This is a genomic window from Marinobacter gelidimuriae, assembly GCF_000372805.1.
GTDB classification, from domain to species: domain Bacteria; phylum Pseudomonadota; class Gammaproteobacteria; order Pseudomonadales; family Oleiphilaceae; genus Marinobacter; species Marinobacter gelidimuriae.
In genome coordinates this window covers 44,174-63,978 of record NZ_KB889828.1, presented here as the reverse complement: position 1 = coordinate 63,978, position 19,805 = coordinate 44,174, and the positions used below count along the sequence as shown (strand labels likewise).

Here is a 19,805-nt window from a genome sequence, read left to right as displayed (position 1 = left end):
TTGTTAAAGGCTTAGTCGTTAAACAAGGCTTGGGAAAATCGTACCGGCAGTTTCTGGTCGTGACCCGTTGGGCGCGCGGTGACATTGAACGTCAGCAATTCAGCCGTGCCATACTGGTACTCGGCAATGAAGTATATCGCGCTGCCTTCCTGTATGCGGCGAAACGCCAGAAAACGAACTTGCTGGATGTCGTTGGTGACTCGGCCCTCTACCTGGCCCGCTACCGGCGACAAAGTACCGTCGGCGTTGGTTTGCATAATGGCAACGTTCACAATGCCGATGCTTTTACTGCGCTGAAGATTGTTTTCTTTCGCAATTTCCGGTGTCAGAAATGTGCTGGGCAGCACGCTCCAGGAAACGGTGTATTCACCGAAATCCTTACTGTCGGCCTGGGCCAGGCCAGCAAGGCACAGCAGCACCAGCGCAAACGCCGAGCGCATAAAAACCGGGTGTTTGGCAATCATCATTGTGAATTCTCCCTGGTGATGCGGTAAATCGCGATTTCGCCCAGCAGGTTTGGCCACAAACGGGCCACCCAGCTGTTCTGATGCTGGCCGTCTACAACCTTGCGGCTGGTGATGCGTATGCTTTTCTGGCGGCACAGAGCTTCAAAGTCCTGGAACGTACACAGCCGTATGTTGGGGGTGTTATACCACTTATACGGAAGTGCTTCGGATTCGGGCATGCGTCCGCTCAACGCCAATCCCCATCGCAAGCGCCAATGGGCAAAGTTGGGAAAGGTAACAATGCCCTCGTTGCCCAGGCGCAGCATTTCGTCCAGCACTTTGTCGGGTCGGCGTACCGCTTGCAGGGCCTGGGTCATCAGCACGACATCGAAACTGTTGTCGTCAAAATTGGCCAGCCCCTGGGTGTCGAGATTTTGTTCTATTACTGATACACCGCGGCTCATACAGTGTGTGATGTGCGCCGGATTAATCTCCAGGCCATAGCCGCTTGCGCCGCGTTCGCGCTGCAGAAAATCGAGCAGCATGCCGTCACCGCAACCCAGATCCAATACGTGATGGCCCGGTTTTATCCACTGCTGGATAATTTCAAGATCGGCTCTCATGCTCCAACCTCCCGCGCAACACGGTCCATATAGGCGGTGAATACATCGGTATAACGTGGCGTGGGAATCAGAAACCCATCGTGACCCCAGGGTGCGTCAATTTCAGCGTAGCTGACTTTGCAGCGAGCGGCGATCATGGCTTTAACCAACTCTTCAGAGCGCTCTGGCGCAAAGCGCCAGTCGGTACTGAATGACAACACCAGGAATTCGCAGCGTGCGCCCTGCAGGGCTTTGGCCAGGTCACCGTCGAATTCGTAGGCGGGGTCGAAGTAGTCCAGAGCCTTGGTCATCAGCAGGTAGGTGTTGGCATCGAACGATTCGGAAAAACGTTCGCCCTGATAGCGCAGATAGCTTTCTACCTGAAATTCCGCGTCGTAGCCGAATTTGTAAGCTTCTTCGCGCAGCTCACGGCCAAATTTCTCACCCATGGAAACCTCAGACAAGTAGGTAATGTGGCCCACCATGCGCGCCAGCATCAAACCGCGCCGGGGTAGTGTGAGATTGTCGCTGTAGCGCCCGGCGTGAAATTCTGGATCACTGGTAATGGCCTGTCGCGCTACCTCGTTAAAGGCAATGTTCTGAGCGCTCAGGCGCGGCGTTGACGCGATAACCGCCGCGTGGCGTATGCGCTCCGGATAGGTAAGGCTCCATTGCAGTGCTTGCATGCCACCCAGCGATCCGCCCACCACCGCAGCCCAGCATTCTATGCCGAGCTTGTCGGCCAGCCGCGCCTGGCTGTTGACCCAGTCAGTTACCGTGACAACTGGAAAGTCCGGGCCATACAGTGAGCCCGTGTCCGGGTTGGTGCTGCTGGGGCCGGTGCTGCCGTGGCACCCTCCCAGATTGTTAAGGCTCACCACAAAAAAACGGCGGGTATCAATGGGCTTTCCGGGACCAATACAACTGTCCCACCAGCCTGCTTTGCGTTCGTCGGCGCTGTGATAACCGGCGGCGTGATGGTGGCCGCTAAGGGCGTGACAAATCAAAATCGCATTGCTGGCGCTGGCATTCAGTTCGCCATAGGTTTCCACAACCAGCTCATAGCGGCACAACACCTTGCTGCAAGCAAGCTCCAGCGGTGTATCAAAATGGTAGGTCTGCGGGGTAACAAGCCCAACAGAATCTGCGGGCAATGGATCGGGCATTGGCGCGATGACTTCCTGGCTGGAATCGAGAAATACGGATGCGCCACAGAGGAACGACGCTCAGGCGGTTTAGTGTAAAGGCGGCAGCAGCGAGCTGCAACTGCCGACCTGAGTTACATTCCTGCCAGCAGCGCCGGCATGCCGGTGGCTACCTTCATGTGATCAATCATCACGGTAATAACCTGCAGTATCAGAAATACAATAATGGGTGACAGGTCCAGGCCGCCCAGTGATGGCACCACTTTGCGCACCGGACGCATGACCGGTTCGGTAATCTGAGCCACCAGCTGAATCGCCGGGTGGCTGCTGCCGGGTGCGATCCAGCTGATAACCACCACGGCAATCACCGCCCAGAAATACAGAGATGCTACCAGTCCCGCCACGTTCAGCACCGACCAGGACAACAGCCACGCCGGATTGAACAGCGCTGCGCCGGCGTCATATAGCAGCAATACCAAGGTAAAGGTGATAGCTTGAATCAGTATGGCCAGCACGATAGCCGCGCCATCAATACCGCCCCAGCCAGGAACAAGCTTGCGCACAACGCGCAGGGGAGGATTGGTGACCTTCACCACGAACTGCGAAATAGGATTGTAAAAATCGGCTCGCGCCAGCTGCAGCAAAAACCTCAGCAGTACCAAGGTCATATAGAACGACGAGGCGATCGACAAAATTGTGAGCAGAATCTTCGGCAGCATCAGCGGGTGTCTCCGTTTGCTATGGTTATTTACCGGCCAGTTCTTTGGCCATTTCCTGGGAGCGGGTATAGGCCGCTGAGTAGGCTTTTTGCACCAGTTCGCGCAAACCACCTTGCTCGAAAGTATTCACTGCCTGCTCGGTAGTGCCACCGGGTGACATCACATTACGTTTGAGTTGCGCCGGTTCCAGGTCACTACGAGCCGCCATTTCTGCGGCACCTGCCATGGTTTGGATGGCCAGTTCCCGAGCTGTTTCTGCTGCCATGCCAGCGTTAGTGGCGGCTTCTTCCAGAGCTTCCAGCATTAGGAAAAAATAGGCAGGGCCACTGCCAGACAGCGCGGTTACCGCGTGTAGTTGTTCTTCCTGCTGCACCCAGTTGGCAGAACCTACGCTGTCAAAAATAGCCGTAACGTCATTTTTCTGCTGTTCGCTGACCCGCGAGTTGGCAAACAGGCCGGCGGCACCTTTACCCACCAGTGACGGCGTATTGGGCATTACCCGCACCATGGGTACGCCACCGCCAAGCCATCCGTCGATCGTGTCGGCGGTCAGGCCTGCTGCAATTGAGACCATCAGTGGCCGGGTATTGCGCACCACCGCAGCAATGTCTTCACACACGCTGGCCATTACTTGCGGCTTTACCGCCAATACAACAATGTCAGATTGTTGGGCGCAGTAGCGGTTGTCGGTGGTTACGCAGATGCCGAAACGCTTGCGCAAGCCTTGCAGATGCTCGTCGTCTGGGGCGCTGACCCAAATTTCGCCGGCTTTATAGCCGTTATCCAGCATGCCGCCAATAATGGTGCTCGCCATATTACCGGCACCAATAAATGAAATGGTCGGTGATTTGCTCAAGATTCACTCCGGGGTTTGACCCAATCGAAAAAATGGTTGTGCCTGTTGCGGATTATAACAGGAATCGATGTTTTCAGCTCTTTTGCTGGCGTGGACCAAACACAGCCGTGCCTACTCTTACCCAGGTTGAGCCTTCGCCAATGGCCAGCTCCAGATCGTCAGACATGCCCATAGACAAGGTGTCCAGCGGCCCGGCACCGGGCTGGTCCTGGCGTAACTGGATCAAGGCATTGTTCATGGCCCGAAAGCTCTCGCGCAATGCAGCTTCCCCGCGCTCTGGGTCCGGAATAGCCATAAGTCCGCGCAATGTCAGTTGCGGTAGTTCGGCAATCGCGGCTGCCAGCGCCGGCAGTTCGCCTAGCGAGCAGCCGGATTTGCTGGGTTCATTATCAATATTAACCTGCACGCAAATATTCAAGGGCGGCAAGGCAGTGTCGCGCTGGTCGTTCAGGCGGCGGGCTATTCTCAGGCGTTCAACACTGTGTACCCAGCAAAACGCAGACGCTATTTGTGTGGTTTTATTGGATTGAATCGGCCCTATGAAATGCCAGCGTAACTCCGGTATATCCTGCAGGTTCGCCATTTTATCCAGAGCCTCTTGCAGATAATTTTCACCGAAATCCTGCTGGCCTGTCGCCACAGCTTCGCGCAACTCGTCTGCCTGGCGGGTTTTACTAACCGCCAACAAGCGCACAGAATGGAGCTTTCGACTCGCTTGTAGTGTTGCTTTTTCGATGCGCTGGGTTACGCTCTTGATGTTGTCTGCTATGCTGCTCATGGTGTGAAATCGCTCTGCTTGTAAAGCGTCAGGTAGCGTTACACGTTACCCGCAGGTCACTGAAATGCCAAGTGATCACCGGTCTTGATGTGCTGGTTACGGCAGCCGGCGAAAAAGAAAAACTCCCGGGGAACTCTATGGATATTACCGAACTGCTTGCCTTCTCGGCGAAACAGGGCGCGTCAGACTTGCACCTTTCTGCTGGCTTGCCGCCGATGATTCGTGTGGACGGTGATGTACGCCGTATCAACCTGCCTCCTTTGCCACATAAGGAAGTGCACGGGCTGATTTACGACATCATGAATGACAAGCAGCGCAAAGACTACGAAGAGTTCCTGGAAACCGACTTCTCGTTCGAAGTGGCTGGGGTTGCCCGCTTCCGGGTTAACGCCTTTAACCAGAATCGCGGTTCCGGTGCGGTGTTCCGGACCATTCCCTCGAAAGTGCTGACCATGGAAGACCTGGGCATGGGCCAGGTGTTCAAAGATATTTGCGCGGTGCCACGGGGGTTGGTTCTGGTAACCGGGCCCACCGGTTCTGGCAAGTCCACCACGCTGGCGGCCATGGTAGACCACATCAACGACCACCGTTACGAACACATATTGACCATTGAAGATCCCATTGAGTTCGTGCACGAATCCAAAAAGTGCCTGGTTAACCAGCGCGAAGTGCACCGCGACACCCTGGGCTTTAATGAAGCACTGCGCTCGGCGCTGCGGGAAGACCCGGACATTATTCTGGTGGGCGAGCTGCGTGACCTTGAAACGATTCGTTTGGCGCTGACTGCAGCTGAAACCGGCCATTTAGTATTCGGCACCCTGCACACCACCTCGGCGGCAAAAACCATTGACCGGGTGGTTGACGTGTTTCCGGCCCAGGAAAAATCCATGGTACGGTCGATGCTGTCTGAATCTTTACAGGCGGTTATCTCGCAAAACCTGATGAAGAAAATGGGCGGCGGGCGTATTGCTGCCCACGAAATCATGATTGGCACCTCGGCTATTCGCAACTTGATCCGTGAAGATAAAATCGCGCAGATGTACTCGTCGATACAAACGGGTGGCTCGCTAGGCATGCAGACTCTGGATCAGTGTCTGGAACGCCTGTTGCAAAAGGGTCTTATCTCGCGCGAACAGGCGCGTTTGAAAGCAAAAATGCCCGATGCCTTTTAATCCTGACGGGATCTTCGCCGGCTGATACAAAACGACTCGGGCGCTTGGGCGCGCCCAACAAAAGGTGATGAAAATGGAATTTGAAAAGCTACTGCGGCTGATGGTTGAGAAAGGCGGCTCGGACTTGTTCATTACCGCCGGCGTTGCGCCCAGTATGAAAGTGAACGGCAAGGTGTGGCCTGTCACAAAGACCGCCCTAACACCCGATATGACCCGCGAGCTCGTTTACGGCGCCATGAGCGACAAGCAACGCGCCGAGTTTGATGAAAGCCACGAGTGCAACTTCGCCATCAGTGCCCGTGGCATTGGTCGCTTTCGGGTTAGCGCGTTTTTCCAACGCAATCAGTGCGGCATGGTGCTGCGTCGTATTGAAGTAAAGATACCGGGAATCGACGATCTTGCGCTGCCTGACATCGTTAAAGAGCTGGCCATGACCAAGCGCGGGCTGATCATGTTTGTCGGGGCTACCGGCACGGGCAAATCCACCTCGCTGGCTGCGATGATCGGCTACCGCAACCACAACAGCCGCGGTCATATCATTTCTATCGAAGATCCGATTGAATTTATTCACCAGCATGCGGGCTGCATTGTGACCCAGCGCGAAGTAGGCATAGACACCGCCAGCTTTGAAGTGGCGCTGAAAAACACCTTGCGCCAGGCGCCAGATGTGATCTTGATAGGTGAGGTGCGAACCCGCCAGACCATGGAATATTCCGTACAGTTCGCCGAAACCGGGCACTTGTGCCTGGCGACTCTGCACGCCAACAACGCCAACCAGGCGCTGGACCGGATTATCCAGTTTTTTCCACCCGAACAGCACGGCCAAATCTGGATGGACCTGTCGCTGAACCTGCGCGCCATTGTGGCGCAGCAACTGGTGCCCACGCCAGACGGCAAGGGCCGGAAAGCGGTTATTGAAGTGCTGATCAATACGCCGCTGGCGGCTGACCTGATTCGCAAAGGCGAAGTGCACAAGCTCAAAGACCTGATGGCCAAATCCAACGAAATTGGCATGCGCACTTTTGATCAGGCGCTGTATGAGCTGTATTCCGAAGGTTCAGTCACTTATGAAGATGCCCTGGCGCATGCCGACGCACCCAACGATTTGCGTTTGATGATAAAGCTTGGAACCGATGCCCAAGGGGTGGACAAGTTGTCGTCTTCGGTGGACAAGCTGACCATTCAGCAGGACTGAAGCACTAAGATAAACGTCTCGAAGAATGTGTTATAAGCAATTGATGGCAATTGCAATTGTGACGGCCGTAACCACCTGAGTATACTCCGGCCGTTCATAATCAGGCGTCATCAAAAAAATGAAATCAACCCGTCTTGGCCGTGCTATCCGCCTGACCAGTCTGGCTGCCATCGCAGCGCCTACGACAAAAATGCCCGCTTGAGCTAGCACTCAGCGGGCGTTTTTCGTTAGTGGGCCTGATCCCAGTTGTCACCTACGCCGGCCTCTACCAGCAAGGGTACAGCGAGTTTCGCAGCGCCCGACATGCGCTTGATCAGTCCTTCGCGGACCGCTTCTACCGCCTCTTCTTTTACTTCGATGATCAGTTCGTCGTGTACCTGCATGGTCATGCGGGCGCTGTCCGGGTATTCGGCCAGCAGCCAGCGTTCCACTTCAATCATCGCGAGCTTGATGATGTCGGCAGCGGTACCCTGCATAGGCGCATTAATCGCGGTGCGCTCGGCGGCCTGCTGCAGTTGCTTGTTGCGGGCGTTGATCTCGGGCAGGTACAAGCGCCGGCCAAACAGAGTTTCCACGTAGCCGTCTTCGTGGGCCTGTTTGCGAATGTTGTCCATGTATGTCAGTACGCCGGGGTAGCGTTCGAAATAGCGGTCGATGTACTGCTGTGCCACTTTGCGTTCTACATCCAGCTGCCGCGCCAGGCCAAACGCCGACATGCCGTAAATCAGTCCAAAATTGATGGCTTTGGCGCTACGCCGCTGGTCGGTGTTCACTTCTTCTAGCGTCACCCCGAACACTTCTGCTGCGGTGGCTTTGTGAATGTCTTCGCCCTTGGCGAACGCGGTTAGCAGGCCGTTGTCTTCCGACAGGTGAGCCATAATGCGCAGTTCAATTTGGGAATAGTCCGCTGCCAGCAGTTTGTAGCCTTTCTCGGCGATAAACGCCTGGCGAATGCGCCGGCCCTGCTCGCTGCGAATGGGTATGTTTTGCAGGTTGGGTTCTGACGATGATAGGCGCCCGGTGGCCGTGACTGCTTGATGGTAAGACGTGTGCACGCGCCCGGTGCGATGGTGGATCAGCTCTGGCAGGGTGTCCGTGTAGGTGGATTTGAGCTTGCTCAGGCTGCGGTGTTCCAGCAGTAGCCTTGGCAATTCGTGGCCGTGGGCCAGTTCCTGCAGCACCGGTTCGGCCGTTGATGGCGCACCCTTGGGTGTTTTTTTGAGAACTGGCAAGCCCAGCTTTTCATAAAAAATAACCTGCAGTTGTTTTGGCGAGCCCAGGTTGAAGGTCTCCCCGGCGGCTTCATACGCGGCTGTTTCCAGTTCGGCCATGCGCTCAGCCAGTTCCTGGCTGTGCTGGCGCAGTGTGCTGGCGCTGATCAGCGTACCCCTTTGCTCCATGCGTGACAGCACGGGTACCAAGGGCAAATCAATGTCTTCATACACCGACTGCAGCTTACCGGTGGCGGCTAGTTGCGGCCGCAGTGCCTGATGTAAGCGAAGGGTGATGTCAGCGTCTTCGGCGGCGTAGGGGCCGGCTTTATCAAGCTCCAGCTGGTTGAACGTCAGCTGTTTGGCGCCTTTGCCTGCCAGGGATTCAAAGGTTGTGGTTTCCTCGTCCAGATAATGCAGGGCCAGGGCGTCCATATTGTGGCGTGAAGACACCGAGTTCAGCACGTAGGATTGCACCATGGTGTCTTCGGCAATGCCTTCCAGGCAGATGTCGTGGTTGGCCAGCACGTTTTTGTCGTACTTCAGATTTTGCCCGACTTTTTTATGGTCGGGGCTTTCCAGTAGAGGTTTGAGCTGGGCCAGCACCGTGTCGCGGTCCAGCTGGTCGGGCGCGCCCATGTAGTCGTGGCAAAAGGGTACGTAGGCTGCTGCAAAAGGTTGCACCGCAAACGATACGCCCACAACCTCTGCAGCCATGTATTTCAGGCTGGTGGTTTCGGTGTCAAAGGCAAACAGTTCTGCGGCTTTTAAGCGCTCTACCCATTCATCGAGTTCTGCCTGGTCGGTAATAATGCTGTAGTGCTTGTCACGGGGCTGAGCGGGTTCAGCAGGGCTGCTTTGATGTGCGGTGCTATTATCTGACGTGCGCTGATCAGGCGTGCTCTGGTCAGCGCTGGGTTGCGTGGCAGCGGGGCTGGTGGTTTGGGGGCCTATGCTTTCGAGTTCGTTGATCCAGCTGCGCAACTCGTATTCGCGGAACAGCTCCAGCAGTGCGCTGTTGTTCTGCTCGCGTTCCTGCAGATCTTCCAGCCCGAACGCCAGCTCTACGTCCAGTTTGATGGTGGCCAGTATCCGGCTCAAGGGCAGGGTTTCCCTGGCATCCCGCAGGTATTCCCCAACCTTGCCTTTGATGTCATCGGCGTTGGCCATCAGGTTGTCGATGTTCTGGTATTCCTGCAGCCATTTTACCGCGGTTTTCGGGCCGCACTTGTTTACGCCTGGTATGTTATCCACCTTGTCGCCCATCAGCGCCAGATAATCGATGATCTGCGCCGGTGTTACGCCAAACTTTTCTTCAACGCCCGCTGTGTCCATGTGGGTGTTGGTCATGGTGTTGATCAGCGTTACGTGCGCGCTTACCAACTGTGCCATGTCTTTATCGCCCGTGGACACCACCACATCGATGCCCTTGCTGGTGGCCTCGTGGGCCAGGGTGCCAATCACGTCATCGGCTTCCACGCCATCCACAATTAGCAACGGCAGGCCCATGTGCCTGACAATCTGGTGAATGGGCTCAATCTGTACGGCCAGGTCTTCAGGCATCGGTGGGCGGGTTGCTTTGTAATCTGCGTAAAGGTCGTTGCGGAAGGTTTTGCCCTTGGCATCGAACACCACCACAATTTTGGAGCCGGGGAAGTCCAGGTCTAGCCGGCGTATCATGGCAATAACGCCCTTGATGGCCCCGGTTGGGTGGTTTTTGCTGGTCATGAGTGGCGGAAGTGCGTGGTAAGCGCGGAAAAGATAAGAGGAACCGTCTACAAGAACCACGGGTGGAGTGTGTTGTTCAGTCATAGCTGCCTGTGCCTGCAATCGTATTGAAGCGTGGGTTGCCTTGTGTAACTCTAATGGTAACAAGTAAGGCAATGGTAAAAAGTTCGGCAATGATAAAATATACGGCAATGATAAAATATACGGCGATTATTTCGGGTGCGAAACCGGCTTGAAAAAGCTAGGAAACCGGCAATAAGCGCACCATAAACAGATGGTTAAAAGGGTATCACGAAAATGAAAAGAATCATTTTACCACTTGTGTTGTTGGCCTGGCCGTTAGCGACCGTTGTTGCCCAGGAAACCGGCAATCTGGACGACACCGTTGTAGAAACGCCAAAACAGCCTGTGATCATCTCGGACTATCAGCCGTCTAACGCCGGCACCCAGATTGTTATCCGCAGCGGCGAAAAAGAGGTGTATTACGAGTACCGGGTGAATGGTCAGGTGATGGAAATAAAGGTTGTGCCCCAGATAGGGCCGGAATACTACCTGGTGCCTGCGGACGGTGGCTGGGCCCGTGAAAGTGAATCCGGCATGCTGGTGCCAAGCTGGGTGCTGTTCCGCTGGTAGTGATGAATGCGTCGTTAACCCGGCTGGCAGAATAATTTTTGAACGATTTTTGGTTTTAGTGTGAACACTCTAACTTTTCTCCCTAATCTACACCCATCGATCGGAAACACTTTTGATCAACAAACGCAGCACAGGAGAATTACCATGGGTGTACTTACCACTTATCAGCAACAGCTTCAGGATATGGTTAACAAGGGTATCGACGCCGCTGAAAAGCAGCAGAAGCGTTTGTCTGCCAAGCCTTTTGACATGGCTGAAAAGCTGGAAGAAAGCGCTCGCACTCACAGCGTAAAATCCCTTCGTAAGAGCTATTATGGCTACAGCGAAAACGTGTTTGACCAATTGCGCGAACTGAACGGCATGGTTGGTGAATTCACCGCCCAGCTGATCTCACGCGTTGAAAAGCAAGCAGCTGAAGGCGCTGATGCCGTAGAAGAAGGCGCAGTCGATGTTGCTGCAACAGCGGAAGACGTAAAAGCAGCTGTTGAGCCCACCAAGTCGGCACGCAAGAGCAGCCCGAAGAAAGCCAAAGCCGCTCCGGTAGCCGCTACCAAGGCCGAAAAAGCCGAAGACAGCAAAGAAGTAAAAGCGGAAGAAGCTGAGCCGGCTAAAGCCAGCGATGCGAAAACTGAAGAAACGGCTTCTGCCTGATTGCGTTCAGCGGCCCGCAAGCTCACCAAGAGCGCGGGCCGGTTGAAATCGGCGAATGCCAATAAAAAAGGAAGACTGTTTTAGTCTTCCTTTTTTTTGTCGGTTAATTGTCGCAGCCGGCGAATATCTATTTCGTAGATTTCCTGCTGGGTCTGAATGTCTTGGGTCTGGATTTCAATTTCCTGTTCAATATCCAGGATCTGAGTTTCCAGTCGACGAATTTTTTCCAGGGTTGCCTCGGGAATTTTTCGCCCAGAGCGTTCCAGGTCGGCGGCGCGGCTTTGTTCGGCGTTCAACTGCCCGGAGATGACCGTAATCTTGCCTTTTTTCAGGCTGATCAGCCCTTCCAGCTCGCGAATTTTCCGGTTCATAGCGCTGCGCGCCTGATCTGGGTGACTGAAGCGCTTTAGCAGTTTTCGGTCCTGTTCGCGTTGGAGCGCCAGGGCGTCCTGGCGTTGTTGCTCGGCACTGCGCTTGGCCAGTTCCTGTTCCGTAGGGGCGGGCGCAATAATGGTAACGACTCGCCCATTGTTGTTAAGAATGTCATAGCCGCGTTGCGTTGCTTCCTGCGGAATGCTGCTGCCAATGACCACCTGGCCGTTTTCATCCGTATACCGGTACATGCCGGCGTGGGCCGAAGTGGCACTGATGGCATTGGTGCCAATCAGGCTGAACATGAGGAGTGAAGCGGTCAGGTGTTTTGCCATTCGTCAAACTCCGTAAGATTCCCGGTAGCGCGTCACCGCATCAGCGTGTTGGCCGAAGGCGGGGTTGCGACTGATGTAGTCCAGTACCTGATCGAGCCCGATAATGCTGACCACGGGTATGCCGAACTGTTGTTCTACTTCCTGAATGGCAGACAATTTGCCTTTGCCTTTTTCCTGGCGGTCCAGAGCGATCAGTACCCCGGCGGGTTCGGCACCCGCCTGATGAATGATCTCAATTGCTTCGCGAATAGCGGTGCCAGCGGTAATGACATCATCTATAATCAGCACCCTGCCATTTAAGGGCGCACCGACGATGCTTCCGCCTTCACCGTGATCTTTCTTTTCCTTACGGTTAAAGGCAAAAGGTTTATTGTTACCAGCTTCTGCTAACGCCATAGCCGTTACGGTAGCCAACGGAATGCCCTTATAGGCGGGCCCGAAAATAATGTCATAATTCAGAGCGCTGCGTTCAATGGCTGCAGCGTAGGCTTGGCTTAACTGTAGAAGATCATTACCGGTATTGAACAGGCCCGCGTTAAAAAAGTAGGGGCTGATGCGACCGGATTTGAGTGTAAATTTGCCAAAACGCAGCACATTTCGCTGTATGGCGAACTCGATGAAATCTTTCTGATAATCATGCATGGCGCGGCTTCTAGGGCTGTTGGTCTTTAAAATCTGCTTAAAATCGGTATCATACACACAAACCGAATCAGGGAATACGTATGCGGGTAGTATCAATCAGCGTCAACGGTCTTGAACAGGCTGTTGGAAAAGGTTTTTTTGACTGGATAGCAGGGCAAGATGCCGACGTTATCTGCGTTCAGGACCACCGCATGCGCGCCTACGAGGTTGAAGATCGCCAACTGGTGCCAGAAGGCTACCAAGCCTATTTTATTGACGGCGAAAACAATGAAGATGGCGGTGTTGGAATTTACACCCGCCACTTCCCGAAAGCCATCATGTATGGCTTTGCCAATGAGCAGGCCGACCGCGAAGGTCGGTTTATTCAGGCCGATTTCGACAAGGTCTCCGTAGCCTGCGTGCTGGCGCCCTGTGCCCTTGGCCTGGAAGACGACCCGATTGGTGATGACGACCTGACCGTTCTGGACCATAAAGACGATTTTATGGACGCGTTTGCCGTACACATGCAAAAAACCCTGCGTAAACGCCGGCAGTTTATTGTGTGTGCCAACCTGCAAAGCGCTCACCACGTCACCGACGCCAGCTCGCGCTATCACAAACTGGACGTGTCCGGTTTTTTGCCTCACGAACGGGCCTGGCTAGACCGTCTGTTCGACGAAATGGGCAGCATTGATGCGTTCCGTGATATTAACAAACAAAGCAATCAGTTTACCTGGTGGCCGGAGTGGGCTTCAGGTTGGCGCAAACAGTCGGGTATTCGGGTGGATTATCAGATTGCTACGCCGGGTATTCGCAAGACCATTCAAGATGGCTGGATTGATGATGACACCCGTTTTTCTGACCATGCGCCGGTGGTGATGGATTACGACATCGAGATTGGATTTTAGGTTGACCTTGAGCATAGGGGACGGATTTAAAATCCGTCCCCGATTTGGATCAAATCTCTGGCCCTCGACACCCAGGGTTTTGAGTTAGCCGTTAAGCGCTTCGTTCTGCAGCGCAAATAACGTTTCAATACCCTGTTTTGCCAGCACCAGCATGCTGTCCAGTTCTTCCTGAACGAAAGGCGCGCCTTCTGCCGTGCCCTGAATTTCGATAAAGCCGCCTTTATCCGTCATCACCACGTTCATATCGGTTTCCGCAACCGAATCTTCCGGGTAGTCCAGATCCACAACCGGTTTGCCTTTGAAAACGCCGACGGACACCGCGGCAACCATCTGCTTCAGGGGCGATTTCTTCAGCCGCTTTTTTGCCACCAGGAAGTTCAGCGCGTCTACCAGCGCTACGCAGCCACCGGTAATGGCGGCGGTGCGGGTGCCGCCGTCGGCTTGAATAACATCGCAATCGATGGTGATGGTGTGCTCGCCCAGTGCTTTCAGGTCCACCGCAGCGCGCAGGGAGCGGCCAATCAGGCGCTGGATTTCAACCGTGCGGCCACCTTGTTTGCCGCGGGCTGCTTCGCGCCCCATACGGCTATTGGTAGAGCGGGGCAGCATGCCGTATTCCGCGGTAATCCAGCCCTGACCTTCGCCGCGCAAAAACGGCGGCACCTTGTTTTCCACCGATGCCGTACAAATCACCTTGGTGTCGCCGAACTCGATCAGCACCGAGCCTTCGGCGTGACGGGTGTAGTTACGGGTAATGCGAATGTCTCTGGGTTGTTCGGGGGTTCTGCCACTGGGTCGCATATAAAAGATTCCTGATCGGTTAATGAGCAGCGTGCCTGGGCTGCAGGCCCGCTTGTGCAAATGAATGGGCGCGCAGCATAGCACGGCCGTGCCGGCTTCCGACCCGCCAGACCCAAGCGGCGTGGCGCCGCCGCGGAATCCGCTTACTGCGGTTCGCTGCTCGGCGCTCTAGCCTGATAGACTCTGTAAAAGCTTGGCTGAACAGGCTGATAAAACGATGCCGGAGTTACCATGATTCGAAGTATGACTGCCTTTGCGCGCCAGGAAACTCGTGGAGCCTGGGGTGTACTGACTTGCGAAATTCGCACCGTTAACCATCGCTACCTGGAGCCGTTATTCCGCTTGCCGGAGTGCCTGCGAGAGCTGGAAAACGATTTTCGCGAACAGCTACGCAAACAACTGAAGCGCGGCAAGGTAGACGTGAGCCTTCGCCTGCACGCCAGCGACCAGGCCCAACACAGCTTCGCCATCGATGAGCCGCTAACCCAGGCGCTGAACGACGCGGCCAAGCGCATTAGCCGGATTCTGGACAACCCTGCCCACATCAGTGCGCTGGATATATTGCGCTGGCCAGGTGTTATGGCAACGCCCGAGCAGGATTACACCGAGGCCAAAGCCGCCGCGGCCAGCCTGTTTGAGCAAACCATAAACGAACTGATAGCGGCAAGAACACGCGAAGGCGAGCGCTTGCTGGCTATATTGGAACAGCGTCTGGTCGCCATACACGCCCAAGTGGCTGACGTGCGTGAGCGCATGCCGCAGCTGCTTCAGGCTCAGGAGCAACAGCTGCGCGAACGCTTTGAAAAAGCCAAAATAGAGCTCGACCCGGAACGCATAGCTCAGGAAATGGTGATGCTGGCGCAAAAAAGCGATGTCGCCGAAGAATTGGATCGGCTGGATGCCCACGTGGCCGAAGTACGCGATACTCTGGCCAGTGAAGACGCCGTCGGCCGACGCCTGGATTTTTTGATGCAAGAGCTGAACCGCGAAGCCAATACCTTGAGCAGCAAAAGTATAGACGCCGGCCTGACCCGCGCCGCGGTGGACCTGAAAGTGTGGGTTGAGCAGTTGCGGGAGCAGGTGCAGAACATAGAGTGATGTCCTTGGGATTTTCGCTTATCAATAAAGCGTGAAGTAAGCCCGGTGTATGACAGTGGAGAGTGAACGCATGAGTGCACTGGCTCAATTTGATGATGACTGTGGCGCGGGTGATAGCTTGCACGTTTTTGAGGCCATTGCGGCAGACTTGCTGAAAAAAGGTTACAGCATTAAACCCAATGCCGTTCCAATCCCCTTATCAGGCGGGCTTTGGCAACAGCTGCGTAGCATGCCCCGTCACCAGCTTGATCTCGCCGGTGTTGGGAGGCAGCAAGCCCACACAGTCAATAATTTTATACGCAGCGACGCCATAAGCTGGATAGAGCGCGACGCGGCTGCGGGCGAGGACTGGCTGAACTGGGCCGCTGAGTTGCAGCAGTATCTTAATCGCCGCTTATTTCTCGGCTTATTTTCCTTTGAAAGTCATTTTTCGCACTACGCGCCGGGTGATTTCTATAAAAAGCATCTGGATGCTTTCAAAGGGCAATCAAACCGGGTGTTGTCGGTGGTGCTGTATCTGAACCCGGACTGGATGCCGGACGATGGCGGCGAGTTGGCGCTTTATCACAGCGATCAGAGCCATCACGGTGAACGGAGTCAGAGCATGCTCAAAGTAACCCCCATCATGGGCACCCTGGTGGCCTTCCTTAGCGAAGAATTTCCCCACGAAGTCCTCCCTGCCAAGCGCGACCGCTACGCCATCGCTGGCTGGTTTCGGGTGAACACCACCAGCACCGAGCGGGCAGACCCGCCGGATTAGAGGATGATCGAGCCGCCCCAAAGCTTAGCTCCGCAACAAGGTGCTATTTTCCTTTCTGCGCTGCTCCAGTGTTTTTTGGATAGCGTCAACGGTGCTTTTTCGCACGCCCTCTAGCCTGGCGATCTCGTTGAAGCCGCACAATATTTCAACAGTTTCACGAATATCTCGTTGCGCTTGCGTCCAGGATGAAAAGCCAGCCGTCGCCGCCAGTCTTTGTATGGTTTTTAACGGCGGCTGTTTGCCATAGCCAGCAAATGCTGTGGCGTGTTCATTGAAAGGATGGGGGCTAAATGTGGCATCATAAAAAGGGGCAACCTGCCAGCTTCCATCATCACTCTGCAAGAATGACCAGTTTTTGCTGTGATCGTCCTGGTTGGCAGAAAAAAGATTGAACATGGCTCGGCGAAATTGCAGTTGGCCTACCGCGGGCGATTTGCACAGTTGCCGGCTGGCTTTGATCAGCTCTTCGTAATCCAGGCTTGGCGTACGAAAATCCGCATCCAGTAAGCCGCAGGCACTGTGCATGTGCAATTTTCCGGGCATGGCGGTGTTAGCTCTGCCATTTAATGGCAGGCTTACATAATCAAAGCGCTTAACTGCAAGCCAGGCTTTTGCGCCACTTCTGGGGGGGGCTTGAATAAGCTGCCAGCCTGGAGGTTGTAAATTGGCTTGTTCTGCCAGCTGTAAATACACGGCTTCACACAACCCTTCTTCATGGCCTAGCGTGAGATTCTTTGATGTGAACTTCACCAGCCAGGCCTCGTCACCGGGCTTGGCATGAGTGCGGCACTGTTTCGGGTTTTCAGGGTTCAGAAACAGTTGCGCTTTGGGTCGGGCGCCGCCTGAACTGCCCGCGGCCACCAGGGCGGAAAACACTTCCTGGGGGTTGCCATCGAGTTCATCTGATAGTGTTCTATCAAAAAGAGCTTGAGCCTCTAAGCCTAGTGCCGCTATCTCATAATTGTTCGGGTCGTTTACCTGTAACTCAGATTCTGGCGCAAACGCCAAAGCGCCCATGCCGCGTGAACCAACAAAGGCGAGTCGATCCATCGCCGTCACTTGTTTGGGTAAAATGCCGTGCTGGCGAAACATCCGATCTTGCAAGAGCAGCCCCCAGCCATCTGGAAGGCTATCGGAAAATACACCGTGTAATCCGCCGTGTGGCTGTTTGGGTGCAAGTTGAAGGTCGGTAGAAGCCGTTAGAGTAAAGGGCGACAGGTTGCCAAACCGTTCAAGATAGTGAGTGTTGTATTGAAAGAAAACGCCTTGCCGGTTTTGCGCTAATGTCCCCACAGATACCACGTCACCTTTGGAAAGCGTTCTGCTAACAACCAGTTTTTGGACGGGTTTAAAACGCATCTTTCAGCACCTCGTCAATTGAGGTGGGCAAGCGCCCACTACTGTGCGGATTCGGTGTTTGAGTAAGACCGTACAATCGCTTCAGGTCATCTAACGATTGCCAAAGCAACAATAACTGGCGAAACGAAATCTGTCCTGTCAGCTCGAATTTCTTGATCGTTGGTGCCGGCACGCTGCTGCGCTCTGCAAGGGCGTTTCGGGATAGCTTGGCAGTCTCGCGCAGGCCTCGCAGGTGAGCGGCAAAAGCGCGTTGCACATCGGTATCGTCAAGTAAGAGAAATCGCGGCATGGAGTCACCATTTAGATACGGTTGTATCCATTATAGCTAAAATATTGTATTTTTAGATATCACTGTAAACGGTTTTTTGGCGGTCATTAGCGTCGTCTTTGGTGAAAGTTGTTACTGCCGGGAGTATTCACGTGGCGTTGTAATACGCGCTCGGCTTCCTGTTTTACGTCCGGCCGGCTGCGCCAATCCCACAAACGATCCCTGGCAGCAGCAGCTGCCGGCGCGAGTTCGAACAGAGGTGCTGGGTAGTGGTCACCAATCGTGTAGGTCGAACATCTGTTCTTCCATCGGCGTCAGTAACCAAGGCTTATGCAATAGAGTGTCTGGCAGCTCTGCCAACTCCGGCACCCATTGGCGAATAAACGTGCCCTGTGGGTCTTGCTCCTGCGATTGCAGTACCGGGTTATAAATCCGAATGGTGTTAATGCCCGTGACCCCGGCCTGCATTTGGAATTGCGAATAATGAATACCCGGTTCGTAATCCAGAAACAGCCGTGCCAAGTGATGTACGCCCCGCCTTGCAGGCCGCTTGGAGGGGAGCGTGGTCGGTTAGCCTGAGATCGCGTTTAAACCAAACTGTATTGATGAACGGTTGCTCTGGGTGCATGGCGCCCCGCCACTATTGTGAATCTGCCCCTGTTACGAACCGGATCGGGCTCCCGATCTGTTTCTGCGTAATGCCATCCCCACGGTCAACATCGCGCACCAGGCCACGAGCCTTAATCTGTGGGTGATTTGCCGCCTCTGCAATGCTTAATACGGGTTCCACGCAGGCGTCCTGGGTCTGGAAAAGCGCTTGCCAGTGGGCCAGTGTGTGTTCGGAAACTTTGGCTTTGAGCGCCTCTTTCAGAAAGTGCTGATCTTCGGCTTTTGAGCTTTGTGCCAGCGCTGCCAGTTCGGGCAGCAGGGTTTCCTCAAAGTGACGGCAAGGTGGGCCAATTGCGCCAATAGTAGCAGTTGGCACGCGCCGGGGTGCGGTGCCAGGCCAAACGCCGTATAATTTCGGGTTTAACGGTTCTGCTTACAGGCCACCATTCCAGATTGGGGAGTTTTTGCATGAGTCATGCCGGAGAGCAGGGCACCCTGTTTATTATTTCTGCCCCCTCCGGGGCCGGCAAAACCAGCCTTGTGGCGCAAATGCTGAAGCACGATGACAAGCTTGGGGTGTCGGTATCACACGCTACCCGCGCGATGCGCAGCGGTGAACAGGATGGCGTGAACTATCATTTTGTCAGCCGCAGCGAATTCGAGCTTATGATTGGCCGCGGCGATTTTCTGGAACACGCAGACGTGTTTGGCAACTATTACGGTACGTCGCAGGTATGGGTGCGCCAGAATCTGGCGGCGGGCCGTGATGTCGTGCTGGAAATTGACTGGCAGGGAGCCCAACAGGTTCGGCGTTTGCAACCAGATTGTGTGAGTGTGTTTATTGTGCCGCCGTCTGCCGAAACACTGCGGGAGCGCCTGATTGGCCGTGGCACCGACAGCGCGGGCGTGGTTGAGCGGCGTTTGGCGGAGGCTGAAGATGAGTGTGGCCACGCCGTCGAGTTTGATTATCTTGTTGTTAATGACGATTTCGACCATGCCCTGGCGGATTTGCTGGCCATTGTTCGCGGCCAGCGTTTGCGTATGAGCGTGCAACAGCAGCGTCATGCTGCGCTTTTGGTCGGGCTTTGCAATCATCGCGGGCTGCACGGGTAAGGGCTTTTACGGTATACAAATTGTATCGCCTGGCAGTATACTGGCTGGTCTGCACAATCCAGTCATTTTATTTGTCGGGAAAATCATGGCACGAGTTACCGTTGAAGATTGTCTTGAACACGTTGATAACCGCTTTCAGCTGGTGATGCTGGCTACCAAGCGCGCGCGCCAGATTGCCACCAAAGGTGCGGAGCCCATGGTGCCGCCAGAAAACGATAAGCCGACTGTTATCGCGCTGCGTGAAATCGCTGCGGGTTTGGTCAGCCGTTCGTTGCTGACCGAAGACTTAGACGATTAGTAATAAGGCATTGAAATCTGTCCACACGGTTTTATAGTGTCACTATAGCAGCGTGCCATAAGGACTATGGAAGGACCCGAATGCATGCATTCGGGTTTTTTGTTTCCGGGGTTCATAAATAGGTGAG

23 protein-coding genes are annotated in these 19,805 nt (G+C 54.7%); 9 read left to right on the top strand and 14 right to left on the bottom strand.

Features of this window, described 5'->3' with window-relative positions; translation table 11 throughout:
* Window positions 1–11: 11 nt before the first annotated feature.
* The 6 genes from A3OI_RS0101475 to A3OI_RS0101450 form a co-directional block, all read right to left on the bottom strand.
* Window positions 12–467, bottom strand: coding sequence for a DUF4426 domain-containing protein (locus tag A3OI_RS0101475; RefSeq protein WP_018402584.1), 456 nt, complete (start codon window positions 465–467; stop codon window positions 12–14).
* Complete coding sequence (gene metW / locus A3OI_RS0101470; RefSeq protein WP_018402583.1) at window positions 464–1,069, bottom strand: methionine biosynthesis protein MetW; 606 nt, start codon at window positions 1,067–1,069, stop codon at window positions 464–466. Before metW ends, A3OI_RS0101475 begins: the two co-directional genes overlap by 4 nt.
* Complete coding sequence (gene metX / locus A3OI_RS0101465; RefSeq protein WP_018402582.1) at window positions 1,066–2,214, bottom strand: homoserine O-succinyltransferase MetX; 1,149 nt, start codon at window positions 2,212–2,214, stop codon at window positions 1,066–1,068. Before metX ends, metW begins: the two co-directional genes overlap by 4 nt.
* A 113-nt stretch (window positions 2,215–2,327) precedes the next feature.
* Window positions 2,328–2,912 (bottom strand): YggT family protein, encoded by a 585-nt coding sequence (locus A3OI_RS0101460; protein WP_018402581.1) that lies wholly within the window; start codon window positions 2,910–2,912, stop codon window positions 2,328–2,330.
* A gap of 25 nt (window positions 2,913–2,937) precedes the next feature.
* The gene (proC, locus tag A3OI_RS0101455; RefSeq protein ID WP_018402580.1) at window positions 2,938–3,768 is read right to left on the bottom strand and encodes a pyrroline-5-carboxylate reductase; all 831 of its coding nucleotides are present in this window, start codon (window positions 3,766–3,768) and stop codon (window positions 2,938–2,940) included.
* Window positions 3,769–3,841: 73 nt separating this feature from the next.
* Window positions 3,842–4,546: a YggS family pyridoxal phosphate-dependent enzyme gene (locus A3OI_RS0101450; RefSeq protein WP_018402579.1), complete on the bottom strand. Its 705-nt coding sequence runs from the start codon at window positions 4,544–4,546 to the stop codon at window positions 3,842–3,844.
* A gap of 137 nt (window positions 4,547–4,683) precedes the next feature.
* Between A3OI_RS0101450 and A3OI_RS0101445 the strand changes: the two genes are divergently transcribed.
* Together A3OI_RS0101445 and A3OI_RS0101440 are read left to right on the top strand one after the other, a co-directional pair.
* Window positions 4,684–5,718 carry a type IV pilus twitching motility protein PilT gene (locus A3OI_RS0101445; RefSeq protein ID WP_026223935.1) on the top strand — a complete coding sequence of 345 codons (1,035 nt, stop codon included), beginning with the start codon at window positions 4,684–4,686 and terminating at the stop codon, window positions 5,716–5,718.
* 73 nt (window positions 5,719–5,791) lie between these two features.
* Window positions 5,792–6,913, top strand: coding sequence for a PilT/PilU family type 4a pilus ATPase (locus A3OI_RS0101440; protein WP_018402577.1), 1,122 nt, complete (start codon window positions 5,792–5,794; stop codon window positions 6,911–6,913).
* Window positions 6,914–7,140: 227 nt separating this feature from the next.
* On the opposite strand, the gene polA is transcribed toward A3OI_RS0101440, so the two are convergent.
* Entirely contained in the window at window positions 7,141–9,936 is a 2,796-nt protein-coding gene (gene polA, locus A3OI_RS0101435) for a DNA polymerase I (RefSeq protein ID WP_018402576.1), read from the bottom strand.
* Window positions 9,937–10,149: 213 nt separating this feature from the next.
* Between polA and A3OI_RS0101430 the strand changes: the two genes are divergently transcribed.
* The gene (locus tag A3OI_RS0101430) at window positions 10,150–10,485 is read left to right on the top strand and encodes a DUF2782 domain-containing protein (RefSeq protein ID WP_018402575.1); all 336 of its coding nucleotides are present in this window, start codon (window positions 10,150–10,152) and stop codon (window positions 10,483–10,485) included.
* A gap of 144 nt (window positions 10,486–10,629) precedes the next feature.
* Window positions 10,630–11,136, top strand: a complete 507-nt coding sequence (locus tag A3OI_RS0101425; protein WP_018402574.1) for a hypothetical protein — start codon at window positions 10,630–10,632, stop codon at window positions 11,134–11,136.
* Window positions 11,137–11,216: 80 nt separating this feature from the next.
* Here the strand turns inward: A3OI_RS0101425 and A3OI_RS0101420 are convergent, their stop codons facing one another.
* Window positions 11,217–11,843: a DUF4124 domain-containing protein gene (locus tag A3OI_RS0101420; protein ID WP_018402573.1), complete on the bottom strand. Its 627-nt coding sequence runs from the start codon at window positions 11,841–11,843 to the stop codon at window positions 11,217–11,219.
* A 3-nt stretch (window positions 11,844–11,846) separates the two neighbouring features.
* Window positions 11,847–12,485 carry an orotate phosphoribosyltransferase gene (gene pyrE, locus A3OI_RS0101415; protein WP_018402572.1) on the bottom strand — a complete coding sequence of 213 codons (639 nt, stop codon included), beginning with the start codon at window positions 12,483–12,485 and terminating at the stop codon, window positions 11,847–11,849.
* A gap of 80 nt (window positions 12,486–12,565) precedes the next feature.
* Between pyrE and A3OI_RS0101410 the strand changes: the two genes are divergently transcribed.
* Window positions 12,566–13,372, top strand: a complete 807-nt coding sequence (locus A3OI_RS0101410; RefSeq protein ID WP_018402571.1) for an exodeoxyribonuclease III — start codon at window positions 12,566–12,568, stop codon at window positions 13,370–13,372.
* A gap of 84 nt (window positions 13,373–13,456) precedes the next feature.
* Here A3OI_RS0101410 and rph read toward each other — a convergent pair whose 3' ends face one another.
* Window positions 13,457–14,173 carry a ribonuclease PH gene (gene rph / locus A3OI_RS0101405; protein ID WP_018402570.1) on the bottom strand — a complete coding sequence of 239 codons (717 nt, stop codon included), beginning with the start codon at window positions 14,171–14,173 and terminating at the stop codon, window positions 13,457–13,459.
* A 231-nt stretch (window positions 14,174–14,404) separates the two neighbouring features.
* Here rph and A3OI_RS0101400 point away from each other — a divergent pair, with 231 nt between their 5' ends.
* Together A3OI_RS0101400 and A3OI_RS0101395 are read left to right on the top strand one after the other, a co-directional pair.
* The gene (locus tag A3OI_RS0101400; protein WP_018402569.1) at window positions 14,405–15,271 is read left to right on the top strand and encodes a YicC/YloC family endoribonuclease; all 867 of its coding nucleotides are present in this window, start codon (window positions 14,405–14,407) and stop codon (window positions 15,269–15,271) included.
* Between the two features lie 70 nt (window positions 15,272–15,341).
* Window positions 15,342–16,031, top strand: coding sequence for a 2OG-Fe(II) oxygenase (locus A3OI_RS0101395; RefSeq protein ID WP_018402568.1), 690 nt, complete (start codon window positions 15,342–15,344; stop codon window positions 16,029–16,031).
* A 24-nt stretch (window positions 16,032–16,055) separates the two neighbouring features.
* On the opposite strand, the gene A3OI_RS0101390 is transcribed toward A3OI_RS0101395, so the two are convergent.
* From A3OI_RS0101390 to A3OI_RS0101375, 4 genes are all read right to left on the bottom strand, one after another.
* Window positions 16,056–17,390: a type II toxin-antitoxin system HipA family toxin gene (locus tag A3OI_RS0101390; protein WP_018402567.1), complete on the bottom strand. Its 1,335-nt coding sequence runs from the start codon at window positions 17,388–17,390 to the stop codon at window positions 16,056–16,058.
* Complete coding sequence (locus A3OI_RS0101385) at window positions 17,380–17,679, bottom strand: helix-turn-helix domain-containing protein (protein WP_018402566.1); 300 nt, start codon at window positions 17,677–17,679, stop codon at window positions 17,380–17,382. The genes A3OI_RS0101390 and A3OI_RS0101385 overlap by 11 nt, the downstream gene beginning before the upstream one ends.
* A gap of 252 nt (window positions 17,680–17,931) precedes the next feature.
* Window positions 17,932–18,180, bottom strand: coding sequence for an FAD-binding domain-containing protein (locus A3OI_RS23570; protein WP_018402565.1), 249 nt, complete (start codon window positions 18,178–18,180; stop codon window positions 17,932–17,934).
* A gap of 118 nt (window positions 18,181–18,298) precedes the next feature.
* Window positions 18,299–18,643: a CoA transferase gene (locus tag A3OI_RS0101375; protein ID WP_018402564.1), complete on the bottom strand. Its 345-nt coding sequence runs from the start codon at window positions 18,641–18,643 to the stop codon at window positions 18,299–18,301.
* Window positions 18,644–18,735: 92 nt separating this feature from the next.
* Between A3OI_RS0101375 and gmk the strand changes: the two genes are divergently transcribed.
* Both gmk and rpoZ read left to right on the top strand, forming a co-directional pair.
* Window positions 18,736–19,380, top strand: coding sequence for a guanylate kinase (gene gmk, locus A3OI_RS0101370; protein ID WP_018402563.1), 645 nt, complete (start codon window positions 18,736–18,738; stop codon window positions 19,378–19,380).
* Window positions 19,381–19,465: 85 nt separating this feature from the next.
* On the top strand, window positions 19,466–19,678 hold the full coding sequence (rpoZ, locus tag A3OI_RS0101365; RefSeq protein WP_026223933.1) for a DNA-directed RNA polymerase subunit omega: 213 nt from the start codon (window positions 19,466–19,468) through the stop codon (window positions 19,676–19,678).
* Window positions 19,679–19,805 lie beyond the last annotated feature (127 nt).

Coding starts and splice junctions, on each gene's coding strand:
- A3OI_RS0101475 (WP_018402584.1), bottom strand. CDS start 467: ATGATGATTGCCAAACACCCGGTTTTTATGCGCTCGGCGTTTGCGCTG.
- metW (WP_018402583.1), bottom strand. CDS start 1,069: ATGAGAGCCGATCTTGAAATTATCCAGCAGTGGATAAAACCGGGCCAT.
- metX (WP_018402582.1), bottom strand. CDS start 2,214: ATGCCCGATCCATTGCCCGCAGATTCTGTTGGGCTTGTTACCCCGCAG.
- A3OI_RS0101460 (WP_018402581.1), bottom strand. CDS start 2,912: ATGCTGCCGAAGATTCTGCTCACAATTTTGTCGATCGCCTCGTCGTTC.
- A3OI_RS0101450 (WP_018402579.1), bottom strand. CDS start 4,546: ATGAGCAGCATAGCAGACAACATCAAGAGCGTAACCCAGCGCATCGAA.
- A3OI_RS0101445 (WP_026223935.1), top strand. CDS start 4,684: ATGGATATTACCGAACTGCTTGCCTTCTCGGCGAAACAGGGCGCGTCA.
- A3OI_RS0101440 (WP_018402577.1), top strand. CDS start 5,792: ATGGAATTTGAAAAGCTACTGCGGCTGATGGTTGAGAAAGGCGGCTCG.
- polA (WP_018402576.1), bottom strand. CDS start 9,936: ATGACTGAACAACACACTCCACCCGTGGTTCTTGTAGACGGTTCCTCT.
- A3OI_RS0101430 (WP_018402575.1), top strand. CDS start 10,150: ATGAAAAGAATCATTTTACCACTTGTGTTGTTGGCCTGGCCGTTAGCG.
- A3OI_RS0101425 (WP_018402574.1), top strand. CDS start 10,630: ATGGGTGTACTTACCACTTATCAGCAACAGCTTCAGGATATGGTTAAC.
- A3OI_RS0101420 (WP_018402573.1), bottom strand. CDS start 11,843: ATGGCAAAACACCTGACCGCTTCACTCCTCATGTTCAGCCTGATTGGC.
- pyrE (WP_018402572.1), bottom strand. CDS start 12,485: ATGCATGATTATCAGAAAGATTTCATCGAGTTCGCCATACAGCGAAAT.
- A3OI_RS0101410 (WP_018402571.1), top strand. CDS start 12,566: ATGCGGGTAGTATCAATCAGCGTCAACGGTCTTGAACAGGCTGTTGGA.
- rph (WP_018402570.1), bottom strand. CDS start 14,173: ATGCGACCCAGTGGCAGAACCCCCGAACAACCCAGAGACATTCGCATT.
- A3OI_RS0101400 (WP_018402569.1), top strand. CDS start 14,405: ATGATTCGAAGTATGACTGCCTTTGCGCGCCAGGAAACTCGTGGAGCC.
- A3OI_RS0101395 (WP_018402568.1), top strand. CDS start 15,342: ATGAGTGCACTGGCTCAATTTGATGATGACTGTGGCGCGGGTGATAGC.
- A3OI_RS0101390 (WP_018402567.1), bottom strand. CDS start 17,390: ATGCGTTTTAAACCCGTCCAAAAACTGGTTGTTAGCAGAACGCTTTCC.
- A3OI_RS0101385 (WP_018402566.1), bottom strand. CDS start 17,679: ATGCCGCGATTTCTCTTACTTGACGATACCGATGTGCAACGCGCTTTT.
- gmk (WP_018402563.1), top strand. CDS start 18,736: ATGAGTCATGCCGGAGAGCAGGGCACCCTGTTTATTATTTCTGCCCCC.
- rpoZ (WP_026223933.1), top strand. CDS start 19,466: ATGGCACGAGTTACCGTTGAAGATTGTCTTGAACACGTTGATAACCGC.